Annotated in this window: 10 protein-coding genes; 8 read left to right on the plus strand and 2 right to left on the minus strand. The window is 51.9% G+C overall.

All coding sequences use genetic code 11. The annotated features are described in order from the left end of the window. The first annotated feature begins 229 nt into the window (after positions 1 to 229). Complete coding sequence (pyrD, locus tag I6L74_RS15625; protein WP_059178426.1) at positions 230 to 1240, plus strand: quinone-dependent dihydroorotate dehydrogenase; 1011 nt, start codon at positions 230 to 232, stop codon at positions 1238 to 1240. Between the two features lie 165 nt (positions 1241 to 1405). Continuing rightward, positions 1406 to 1948, plus strand: a complete 543-nt coding sequence (gene zapC, locus I6L74_RS15630; RefSeq protein WP_059178425.1) for a cell division protein ZapC — start codon at positions 1406 to 1408, stop codon at positions 1946 to 1948. Here zapC and I6L74_RS15635 read toward each other — a convergent pair. Continuing rightward, on the minus strand, positions 1945 to 3054 hold the full coding sequence (locus I6L74_RS15635) for a YcbX family protein (protein WP_072241795.1): 1110 nt from the start codon (positions 3052 to 3054) through the stop codon (positions 1945 to 1947). The two genes, zapC and I6L74_RS15635, sit on opposite strands and share 4 nt — an antisense overlap. Positions 3055 to 3233: 179 nt before the next feature. Between I6L74_RS15635 and rlmKL the strand changes: the two genes are divergently transcribed. From rlmKL to rmf, 6 genes are all read left to right on the plus strand, one after another. Then, positions 3234 to 5342: a bifunctional 23S rRNA (guanine(2069)-N(7))-methyltransferase RlmK/23S rRNA (guanine(2445)-N(2))-methyltransferase RlmL gene (gene rlmKL / locus I6L74_RS15640; protein ID WP_059178423.1), complete on the plus strand. Its 2109-nt coding sequence runs from the start codon at positions 3234 to 3236 to the stop codon at positions 5340 to 5342. A 12-nt stretch (positions 5343 to 5354) separates the two neighbouring features. Next, complete coding sequence (locus tag I6L74_RS15645) at positions 5355 to 7262, plus strand: ABC transporter ATP-binding protein (RefSeq protein WP_059178422.1); 1908 nt, start codon at positions 5355 to 5357, stop codon at positions 7260 to 7262. A gap of 13 nt (positions 7263 to 7275) precedes the next feature. Further along, positions 7276 to 8529 (plus strand): membrane integrity-associated transporter subunit PqiA, encoded by a 1254-nt coding sequence (gene pqiA / locus I6L74_RS15650; RefSeq protein ID WP_059178421.1) that lies wholly within the window; start codon positions 7276 to 7278, stop codon positions 8527 to 8529. A 4-nt stretch (positions 8530 to 8533) separates the two neighbouring features. After that, positions 8534 to 10171 carry an intermembrane transport protein PqiB gene (gene pqiB, locus I6L74_RS15655; protein ID WP_059178420.1) on the plus strand — a complete coding sequence of 546 codons (1638 nt, stop codon included), beginning with the start codon at positions 8534 to 8536 and terminating at the stop codon, positions 10169 to 10171. Beyond that, positions 10171 to 10737, plus strand: coding sequence for a membrane integrity-associated transporter subunit PqiC (gene pqiC, locus I6L74_RS15660; RefSeq protein ID WP_059178419.1), 567 nt, complete (start codon positions 10171 to 10173; stop codon positions 10735 to 10737). The genes pqiB and pqiC overlap by 1 nt, the downstream gene beginning before the upstream one ends. 253 nt (positions 10738 to 10990) lie before the next feature. Then, positions 10991 to 11158, plus strand: a complete 168-nt coding sequence (rmf, locus tag I6L74_RS15665; protein WP_012016862.1) for a ribosome modulation factor — start codon at positions 10991 to 10993, stop codon at positions 11156 to 11158. Positions 11159 to 11228: 70 nt separating this feature from the next. On the opposite strand, the gene fabA is transcribed toward rmf, so the two are convergent. Next, on the minus strand, positions 11229 to 11747 hold the full coding sequence (gene fabA / locus I6L74_RS15670) for a bifunctional 3-hydroxydecanoyl-ACP dehydratase/trans-2-decenoyl-ACP isomerase (RefSeq protein ID WP_059178418.1): 519 nt from the start codon (positions 11745 to 11747) through the stop codon (positions 11229 to 11231). Between the last annotated feature and the right edge of the window lie 41 nt (positions 11748 to 11788).

Below are 11788 nucleotides of genomic sequence, written 5' to 3' on the forward strand. Positions count from 1 at the left end.
TTTGTTTGCTTTTATCTAACATTGATAACAATTTTCAGGAGTGTGACATTGCGGGGTTATTCCACTAAATGATTTATCTGGAATTAAAAATCCGGAAAATGCATAAGAAACCGCCAGAAAGGAAAACGATTGCGCAGAAAGCCGTTTTATTGCCTCAGGTCAATTCCCTTTCGCGCTGCGATCGCTGATAATCCGTGTCCGGTTTGCACACCGGAATCCAGGAGAGTTCATGTATTACCCCTTCGTTCGTAAAGCCCTTTTCCAGCTCGATCCCGAGCGCGCTCATGAATTGACATTCCAGCAGTTACGTCGCATTACAGGAACACCTTTGGAAGCGCTGGTGCGCCAGAAAGTGCAGGAAAAACCTGTTCAATGTATGGGACTGACGTTTAAGAATCCCCTGGGCCTGGCTGCTGGCCTGGACAAGAACGGCGAGTGTATTGATGCGCTGGGCGCGATGGGATTTGGTTCCATTGAAGTCGGCACGGTCACGCCACGGCCACAAGCAGGTAACGATAAGCCGCGACTGTTCCGTCTGGTTGAAGCCGAAGGGTTGATCAATCGAATGGGCTTTAATAATCACGGTGTCGATCATCTGATCGAGAACGTAAAAAAAGCGCATTTTGACGGCGTGCTGGGTATTAATATTGGCAAAAATAAAGATACGCCGGTAGAGCAGGGTAAAGATGACTATCTGATTTGTATGGAAAAAGTCTATGCTTATGCGGGTTATATTGCGGTTAATATCTCGTCGCCAAATACCCCTGGTTTACGTACGCTGCAATATGGTGAAGCGCTGGACGATCTGTTATCAGCCATTAAAAATAAACAAAATGAACTGCAGGCAATTCACCATAAATATGTTCCGGTCGCGGTTAAGATCGCCCCGGATCTTTCCGTGGATGAATTGATCCAGGTTGCTGATAGTTTGGTTCGCCATAATATTGATGGTGTTATTGCGACCAATACGACTCTCGATCGATCATTGGTCATCGGAATGAATAATTCGGATGAAATGGGTGGGTTAAGTGGTCGTCCGGTGCAATTAAAAAGCACAGAAATTATTCGCGCGTTGTCTGCAGAATTAAAAGGGCGTTTACCGATCATTGGCGTGGGGGGAATCGACTCGGTCATCGCTGCGCGTGAGAAGATGGCTGCGGGTGCGACGCTGGTACAAATTTATTCTGGTTTTATTTTTAAAGGCCCTCAATTGATTAAAGAAATCGTTAATCATATCTAAACTTTTCTCTCTATAAGACAACCAGGGCTTTATTTCCGGCCTTGGTTGTTTTATATTCCGTCATTGTTGCTTATTTAGACATTATGGTCTTTTATTTATTGATGTTATAAACGAAGCGACAATCAGGACATTTTAAGAACAGGATGTGAGGGACGGGAGAGGAAAATGCGAATTAAACCTGACGATAACTGGCGCTGGTATTTTTGTGAAGAGCACGATCGAATGATGCTCGATTTAGCCAATGGCATGTTATTTCGTTCTCGCTATGCCCGCCGTATGCTCACACCTGATGCCTTTGCCCCATCGGGCTTTTGCGTCGATGATGCAGCCCTTTATTTCTCGTTTGAAGAGAAGTGCCGCGACTTCGTGCTAACCAAAGAACAACGTGCTGAGTTGATTTTGAACGCGCTGGTGGCTATTCGTTTCCTCAAGCCTCAGATGCCGAAAAGCTGGCACTTTCTCGCTCATGGCCAGGCGTGGATGCCGGGCACGGGTGATGCAGCTTGCGTGCATCTCAGCGATACATCGGAAGAGGTGAGTTTGCTGGTGGTTGAGCCTGGCGAAAATGCAGCACTTTGCTTGCTGGCACAACCCGGCGTGATCATTGCCGGGCGTACGATGCAACTGGGTGATGCGATCAAAGTCATGAATGACAGACTCAAACCGCAGCTCCGTGTGGATTCATTTAGCCTGGAACAGGCCGTTTAAAGCTCAAGCTGTAGCGATGTTTTAGGGACGCAGCTGCAGCAAAGAATGGTGCCATCTTCGCCTACCGCTGATTTTTTCAATGCTGTCACTTCGCCGTCTATCAGTTTGATACGACAGCAACCGCAAATCCCCGCGCGACACGAATAAGGAACGCGAATTCCGGCTTGCTCCAGTTGCTCAAGCAAGACTTGTTGATTGTTCCCCTTGAGCGTTTGCCCTTGCCACTGAAGGGTCACCGCCGTTACAGGTTGCACTTCCACTTCTGCCGTTTCTTCTTCCGCGCCTGCGCCGTAGATTCGACCCGCTCCGGTGGACAGGATTTCGACTTCATCGCCCACGCGAATCACACCGCTGGAGCGAGGGATCAGGTTCTGACCAAAATCGACATCGCCGTTATCCTGCGCGGTTCGGAAAGATTGCAACGTTTTAAGCGGTTCGCCGGAAGGGTGTTTTTGACCTTTCTCAGGGCTGATAGTGGTGAAAATGCAGCGGCTACAGGGTTTGACGACATCGAAGATCACGCTGCCAATGCGAATCACTTTCCAGGTATCTTCTTCCCATGCTTGCGCGCCAGTCACAACCAGATTGGGGCGAAACTGCTCCATTTGTACGCTCGCGGAACAACGATTCTGTAAATCCCGCAGTGAGGCTTCATTGGTGAGCAGGAAAGGGAAACCGTCGGCAAAGGAAAGCGGAACGGATTCAAAGTGCTGAACGCGGCGCGTCAATTCGGGCCCTACCCAGCGCAACTGTACCGGGCGAGAGAAAAAGCCGCTTAGCCAACGGTTGATCTCTTCGGGGGCAATACGCGCTGTAAAATGATTGCGCCAGACTTCGGTCGGTTCATCAACGGGCGAGAAATCATTGAAGCGCGCAATGACGCTGGATCCGTCCGGTGCCGTGAGATGTAAACCGTCATGCAGCGGCGCGGGAATAAACCGCACCATTTGCGGAAACTGACGCGCAGTGATGAACGTTCCGTCAGGCTCAGTGACCATAAAAATGCGATCGAAAGCAAAACCGCTGACGTCTGCGAGTGCATGCGTCAGGCCAATTCCGCGCATTGATTTGACTGGATGGATAAAAAGCCTGGATAACGTCGCCACTGCACACTCCCCTCAATAAAAATAAGCCTTCAACTTTATGACATATCACCCGGATTATCTATATACACTTTATTCACTGGCGCGCCGTTTTGTTGGCTTCATCAGCGTGCTGGCGCGAGGCAAATCGAATGATTCTGTGTATAATGCGCAACAATTTTCTATGAGTAATAAGTGACAATATGAATTCTCTGTTTGCCAGTACGGCCCGTGGGCTGGAAGAGCTGTTAAAAACTGAACTGGAAAGCCTTGGCGCGCGTGAGTGCCAGGTCGTTCAGGGCGGTGTCCATTTTGAGGGCGACACGCGGCTTATTTACCAGAGCCTGATGTGGAGCCGTCTGGCGTCGCGCATCATGCTGCCTTTGGGTGCGTGCAAAGTCTACAGCGACCTTGACCTGTATCTCGGCGTGCAGGCGACTGACTGGACAGAGATTTTTGCACCTGGCGCGACCTTTGCTGTGCACTTTAGCGGACTGAATGATGAAATCCGCAATAGCCAATACGGTGCGCTGAAAGTGAAAGATGCGATTGTGGATAGCTTCACGCGCAAAAATCTTGAGCGCCCGAACGTGGATCGTGAAAACCCGGATCTGCGTATCAACGTGTGGCTGAACAAAGAGACTGCGCATATTTCGCTGGATCTGTGTGGGGAAGGCCTGCATCAGCGCGGTTACCGCGATCGTGCGGGTATTGCACCGATTAAAGAAAACCTGGCGGCCGCAATTGTTATGCGTTCTGGCTGGCAGCCTGGTACGCCACTGCTGGATCCGATGTGCGGTTCCGGTACGTTGCTGATTGAAGCGGCGATGATGGCAACCGATCGCGCGCCTGGCCTGCACCGCGGGCAGTGGGGCTTTAGCGGGTGGGCGCAGCACGACGATGCCATCTGGAAAGAGGTCAAAGCCGAAGCGCAGGTCCGCGCGCGTAAAGGCCTGGCTGATTACGGTTCACGTTTCTACGGCTCAGACAGCGACGCGCGCGTCATTGAACGCGCAGCCAGCAACGCCCGTCGTGCCGGTATTGGTGAGCTGATCTCGTTTGAAGTGAAAGATGTCGCGCAGCTGACCAATCCGCTGCCAAAAGGCCCGTACGGTACGGTTATCAGCAACCCACCGTATGGCGAGCGTCTCGATAGCGAACCGGCGCTGATTGCCCTGCACAGCCTGCTGGGTCGCTCAATGAAAGATTATTTCGGCGGCTGGAATCTGTCGCTGTTCAGTGGATCTCCTGAACTGCTGAGCTGCCTGCAACTGCGCGCAGAACGTCAGTTTAAAGCCAAAAACGGCCCGCTGGACTGCGTACAGAAAAACTATCACCTCACCGAGAAAGAGGGCGACAGTAAACCTTCGACCGTGGCGGAGGACTACGCGAACCGCCTGCGTAAAAATCTGAAAAAATTCGAAAAATGGGCGAAGCAGGAAGGGATCGAATGCTATCGCCTGTACGATGCCGATTTGCCGGAGTACAACGTAGCGGTAGATCGCTACGCTGACTGGGTCGTGGTGCAGGAATATGCCGCGCCGAAGACGATTGATGCGCAAAAAGCACGTCAGCGTCTGCTGGATATCATTGCCGCCACCATTGGCGTCCTTGGCATCGCCCCTAACAAACTGGTGCTCAAAACCCGTGAGCGTCAGAAAGGGACAAATCAGTATCAGAAGATGAGCGATAAAGGCGACTTTATCGAAGTGGGCGAATACAACGCTCGCCTGTGGGTGAACCTCACTGACTATCTTGATACCGGTCTGTTCCTGGATCACCGCATTGCCCGTCGTATGCTGGGCCAGATGAGCAAGGGTAAAGACTTCCTCAACCTGTTTGCCTATACCGGCAGCGCGAGCGTGCACGCCGGTTTGGGCGGCGCGCGCAGCACGACAACGGTGGATCTGTCGCGGACCTATCTTGAATGGGCGGAGCGCAACTTGCGCCTCAACGGCCTGACCGGGCGTCAGCATCGTCTGCTGCAAGCCGATGTGCTGGGCTGGTTGCGTGATACCGATGAGCAGTTCGACCTGATCTTTATCGATCCACCGACTTTCTCTAACTCTAAGCGTATGGAAGATACGTTTGACGTTCAGCGCGACCACATCCGTCTGATGTCCGACCTGAAACGTCTGCTGCGTAAAGGCGGCACCATCATGTTCTCAAATAACAAACGCGGCTTCCGTATGGATAACGACGGGCTGGCAGCGCTGGGACTGAAAGCACAAGAAATTAGCCAAAAAACACTGTCTCAGGACTTTGCCCGTAACCGTCAAATTCATAACTGCTGGTTGATTACCGCGGTCTGAAAGGAAATATAAATGTCATTAATTAGTATGCACGGCGCCTGGCTGTCTTTCAGCGATGCGCCCCTTCTCGATGATACAGAACTGCACATCGAAGATAACGAACGCGTCTGTCTGGTTGGCCGTAACGGCGCAGGCAAATCTACGCTGATGAAAATTCTGAACCGTGAACAGGGCCTTGATGACGGACGTATTGTTTACGAACAAGATCTGATTGTTTCGCGTTTGCAGCAAGATCCGCCGCGCAACGTCGCGGGCAGCGTGTATGATTTTGTTGCTGAGGGTATTTCTGAACAGGCCGAATACCTGAAGGGCTACCACGAAATCTCTCATCTGGTGATGACCGATCCGAGTGAAAAAAACCTTAACGAAATGGCGCGTCTGCAGGACCTGCTTGATCACCACGGTTTGTGGCAGCTTGAAAGTCGCATCACTGAAGTTCTGGATCAGTTAGGTCTGGAAGCGGACATGGAGCTGGCGTCGCTTTCAGGCGGCTGGCTGCGTAAAGCGGCGCTGGGTCGTGCGCTGGTGAGCGGCCCGAAAGTGCTGCTGCTTGATGAGCCAACCAACCACCTGGATATTGAAGCGATTGACTGGCTGGAAGGGTTCCTGAAAACCTTCAATGGCACCATTATCTTCATTTCGCATGACCGTTCGTTTATTCGCAATATGGCGACGCGCATTGTCGATTTGGATCGCGGTAAGCTGGTGACGTATCCAGGCAGCTACGACACTTATCTGCTGGAAAAAGAAGAAAACCTGCGCGTCGAAGAGCTCCAGAACGCAGAGTTTGATCGCAAACTGGCGCAGGAAGAAGTCTGGATCCGTCAGGGCATCAAAGCCCGTCGTACCCGCAACGAAGGCCGCGTACGTGCGCTGAAAGCGATGCGTAACGAACGCAGCGAGCGCCGCGAAGTGATGGGCACGGCGAAAATGCAGGTCGAAGAAGCGTCCCGCTCCGGCAAAATCGTCTTCGAAATGGAAAACGTTAATTATCAGGTTGATGGCAAAGTGCTGGTGCGTGACTTCTCTGCTCAGGTCCAGCGTGGCGATAAAATTGCGCTGATCGGCCCGAACGGTTGCGGCAAGACCACGCTGCTGAAATTGATGCTGAGCCAATTGCAGGCTGACAGCGGACGTGTGCATTGCGGAACCAAGCTGGAAGTGGCGTATTTCGATCAGCACCGTGCGGAACTTGATCCCGACAGAACCGTGATGGACAACCTGGCGGAAGGTAAGCAAGAAGTGATGGTGAACGGTAAACCCCGTCACGTTCTGGGCTATCTGCAGGACTTCCTGTTCCATCCTAAACGTGCGATGACGCCGGTGCGCGCGTTGTCAGGCGGAGAACGTAACCGACTTCTGCTGGCCCGTCTGTTCCTGAAACCAAGTAACCTGCTGATTCTCGATGAACCGACGAACGACCTGGACGTCGAAACGCTGGAGTTGCTCGAAGAGCTGATCGATGGCTATCAAGGTACCGTTATGCTGGTGAGCCACGATCGTCAGTTTGTTGATAACACCGTAACGGAATGCTGGATTTTCGAAGGCGAAGGGCATATTGGGCGTTATGTGGGCGGTTATCACGATGCGCGTGGACAGCAATCACAGTCGCGGTCGATTAAACAGCCAAAAGCCAATAATGGATCGGAAAACGCTGTCGCGAAAACCGAAACTGTCAAAAAATCGACGGCCAAAATGAGCTATAACCTGCAGCGTGAACTCGACGTTCTGCCGCAGCGTCTCGAAGAGCTGGAACGCAATCTGGAAACTCTGCAGGCTCTGGTTGCTGATGCGTCCTTCTTTAGCCAACCGCACGACTATACTCAGAAAATATTGGCAGATCTTTCCCAGGCTGAAAAGGCGCTGGAGGAAGCATTCGAGCGTTGGGAGTACCTTGAGGCTCTGAAAAACGGCGCATAACCAGGGATACACTATGTGTGATCAGCACCATGCCGACCGGCATATTTTATGCTCGCAATGCGATATGCTCGTGGCGCTGCCTGATATGGGCCACGGACATAAGGCGGCATGCCCACGCTGTGGGGCAACGCTGACAACGGAGTGGGACGCGCCAAGGCAGCGTCCCACTGCTTACGCACTTGCTGCGTTGTTTATGCTGGTGCTCTCGAACCTTTTTCCCTTCATCTATATGAAAGTCGGCGGTATGACCAGCGAAGTTGATTTGCTGGAAATACCCGGCGTCATGTTTTCGGAAGATTACGCCAGTCTCGGCACATTCTTCCTTCTCTTTGTTCAGATTGTGCCCGCCTTTTGTCTCACCGTGATTTTACTGCTGGTCAATCGCGTGCGGATGCCCGTAAAGCTCAAAATCACACTCGCCCGAATCCTGTTCCAGCTCAAAAGCTGGGGAATGGCGGAGATTTTTCTCGCCGGCATTCTGGTGAGCTTCGTGAAGCTGATGGCTTATGGCGACGTGGGGATCGGCAGTAGCTTTATTCCCTGGTGTCTTTACTGCGTGCTTCAGCTTCGGGCTTTCCAGTGTGTCGATCGTCGCTGGGCCTGGGATGATATCGCCCCCGCGCCGACGTTATCGCAAACAGTTAAAGTGGGTGTTCCCGGTATTCGTCAGGGATTACGCTCATGTTCATGCTGCACAGCGGTGTTGCCTGTCGATCTTGAAGAGTGTCCCCGCTGCGGAACCAAAGGGCATGCACGGCGTAAAAATAGCGTTCAGTGGACGATGGCGCTGCTCGTAACGTCAATCATGCTCTATCTGCCCGCCAATATTTTGCCCATCATGATTACAGATTTGCTGGGCGACAAAATGCCGTCGACCATCCTCGCTGGTGTGGTGTTGCTGTGGGGAGAAGGATCGTATCCCGTGGCGATGGTGATTTTTATCGCCAGTATCATGGTACCAACGTTGAAAATGATCGCGATCGCCTGGCTTTGTTGGGATGCTAACGGCCACGGTAAACGCGACAGTGAACGCATGCATTTGATTTACGAAGTTGTCGAGTTTGTTGGCCGCTGGTCAATGATCGACGTGTTTGTGATTGCCGTTCTCTCTGCGCTGGTGCGCATGGGGGGACTGATGAGTATTTATCCCGCTATGGGTGCGCTGATGTTTGCGTTGGTTGTTGTGATGACGATGTTTGCGGCCATGACCTTCGACCCTCGTTTATCGTGGGATCGTGAGCCAGAGTCAAGCCATGAGGAAGAGTGAGAGCATGGAAAATAAGAGTGGAGAGGCGAAAGTGCAGAAGGTCAAAAACTGGTCGCCAGTATGGATCTTCCCCATTGTGACGGCGCTAATCGGGGCCTGGATCCTGTTTTATCATTACAGCCATCAGGGGCCAGAAGTCACGCTTATCACCACCAACGCTGAAGGCATTGAGGGCGGGAAAACCACCATCAAGAGCCGTAGCGTTGATGTGGGCGTCGTGGAGAGCGCAACGCTGACTGACGATTTAACGCATGTTGAAATTAAAGCTCGACTGAACGCGGGGATGGAAAAGCTACTGCACAGTGATTCCGTATTCTGGGTAGTTAAACCGCAGGTGGGCCGTGAAGGGATTAGCGGTCTGGGAACGTTACTTTCTGGGGCTTATATTGAACTGCAACCGGGATCGAAAGGTAACCAGCCTGGCAGGTATGATTTGCTGGATGCGCCGCCGCTGGCCCCGCCTGATGCGAAAGGCATCCGGGTGATTCTGGACAGTAAAAAAGCGGGTCAGCTTAGCCCTGGCGATCCGGTGTTGTTCCGCGGATATCGTGTGGGTTCAGTCGAAACCAGTACGTTCGATGCGCAAAAACGCACCATCAGCTATCAGCTCTTTATTAACGCGCCTAATGACCGTCTGGTGACCAGTAATGTCCGTTTCTGGAAAGACAGCGGTATTGCGGTTGATCTGACGTCGGCGGGGATGCGTGTCGAAATGGGCTCCCTAACCACGTTGTTCGGTGGCGGTGTGAGTTTTGATGTCCCGGAAGGGATGGAGCTTGGCCAGCCCGTTGCGGCAAAAACGCCGTTTAGACTCTTTGACGATCAGAAAAGCATCCAGGATGCACTTTATACCGATCATATTGATTATCTGATGTTCTTTAAAGATTCCGTTCGTGGTTTGCAGCCCGGTGCACCGGTTGAATTCCGTGGCATCCGTCTGGGCACTGTCGGCCAGGTCCCGTATTTCGTCCCGGGTCTGCGTCAGTCTCTGGATGATGATTATCGAATTCCCGTGCTGATTCGCATCGAACCAGAGCGTTTACTGAGTCAAATAGGCGAAGCGAAAGATATTGGCGGGCATATTAACGATCTCATGAATCGTGGTCTGCGAGGCTCGCTGAAAACCGGTAACCTGGTCACCGGCGCGCTGTACGTTGATATGGACTTCTACCCTAAAGCGCCTGCGATAACAGGTGTGCGCGAATTTGGTGGTTACAAGATTATCCCGACGGTAAGCAGTGGCCTGGCACAAATCCAGCAGCGCCTAATGGAAACGCTTGATAAGATTAACAATCTGCCGCTGAATCCGATGCTTGAGCAAGCGACAAACAGCCTGACAGAAAGTCAGGCGACGATGCGTCGTTTGCAAACCACGCTGGATAATATCAACAAGATTACTGCGAATCAGTCGATGCAGCAGCTTCCGCAGGATATGCAGAAAACGTTGCGCGAGCTTAACCGCAGTATGCAGGGCTTCCAGCCTGGCTCCGCGGCTTACAACAAAATGGTGGCGGATATGCAGCGCCTGGATCAGGTCTTACGTGAACTGCAGCCTGTATTGAAAACGCTGAACGAGAAGAGTAACGCGCTGGTATTTGAAGCGAAGGACAAGAAAGATCCTGAGCCGAAGAGGGCAAAATAATGAAAAAGTGGCTATTCATCGCCGGAGTCATGGTTTTAACGGCCTGTAGCTCAGGAAGTGATAACAAAAGTTACTATCAGCTGCCGTTGGCTGTACAGACGGGAGGGCAGAGCAGCTCGTCTCAGGGCAATCGTCTGCTGTGGGTTGAGCAAGTCGTGATCCCTGATTCACTCGCCGGTAACGGCGTGGTGTATCAGACCAGCGACGTGCAATACGTGATCGCAAATAACAATTTGTGGGCGAGCCCGTTGGATCAGCAACTGCGCAATACGCTGGTGGCGAATCTGAACAGTCAGTTGCCCGGTTGGATAGTGGCTTCCCAGCCGCTGGGGAGCGATCAGGATACGCTCAATGTCACCGTGACGGGGTTCCATGGCCGTTATGATGGAAAGGTTATCATCAGCGGAGAATGGCTGTTGAACCACCAGGGGCAGCTGATTAAGCGTCCGTTCTATCTAGAGCTGAAACAGCAGCAAGACGGATACGACGAGATGGTTAAAATGCTGGCACAAGGTTGGGCCCAGGAATCGGCAAGTATAGCGAAAGAAATTTCTCGCCTGCCATAAGTAAAATTAATCGCCTAAAACCGCAATCTGCGTTTCGTTGATTGCGGTTTTTTTTCGTTTTCATTTCAGGTTGATACTTGTGCAGCGTCACAAATTTTGTACAAATGATATTCCCTGTAGCTCACAAATATGACACTGGCGTGAATTTTGCGCATTGACGTACGGAGGGATTCAGGTTATTCGTTTACTGTGCTTGCATATTTTGCAGCCACTGTTTTCTTTCCACCAGACCAAAGAATGAGGGAAACGAGGCATGAAGAGACAGAAACGAGATCGCCTGGAACGGGCGCACCAACGTGGATACCAGGCTGGCATCGCCGGACGCTCAAAAGAAATGTGTCCTTACCAAACGTTAAATCAACGTTCTTACTGGTTAGGGGGCTGGCGAGAAGCCATTGGGGATAGGGTTCTACTTGCGTGACACGTCTCTTTAGAAACAGAAACCTCCGCATCGCGGAGGTTTCGCCTTTATGGTCCGGGCACAGCAGCAATCAGAACGCAGAAGTGTCCTGGAACAGGCCAACTTTCAGATCGTGTGCGGTATAGATCACACGACCATCTACCAGCACTTCGCCATCCGCCAGACCCATCACCAGACGACGGTTTACAATGCGCTTGAAGTGAATACGGTAGGTGACTTTTTTCGCAGAAGGCAGAACCTGACCGGTGAATTTCACCTCGCCCACACCCAGTGCGCGGCCTTTGCCTTCGCCACCCAGCCAGCCCAGATAAAAACCAACCAACTGCCACATTGCATCCAGACCTAAACAGCCAGGCATGACCGGATCGCCGATAAAGTGGCAACCGAAGAACCACAGTTCTGGGTTGATATCGAGTTCCGCTTCAACGTAACCCTTGTCAAAGTTGCCGCCGGTTTCGGTCATTTTCACGACACGGTCCATCATCAGCATGCTTGGAGCGGGTAACTGCGGGCCTTTAGCACCAAACAGTTCACCACGACCAGAGGCAAGAAGATCTTCTTTTGTATAGGATTCGCGTTTATCTACCATGTTCTCAGTAAGCCTTATTTTAGTGAAGCACGCAGGATAGC

This window comes from Lelliottia amnigena (genome assembly GCF_019047465.1).
Taxonomy (GTDB): domain Bacteria; phylum Pseudomonadota; class Gammaproteobacteria; order Enterobacterales; family Enterobacteriaceae; genus Enterobacter; species Enterobacter amnigenus.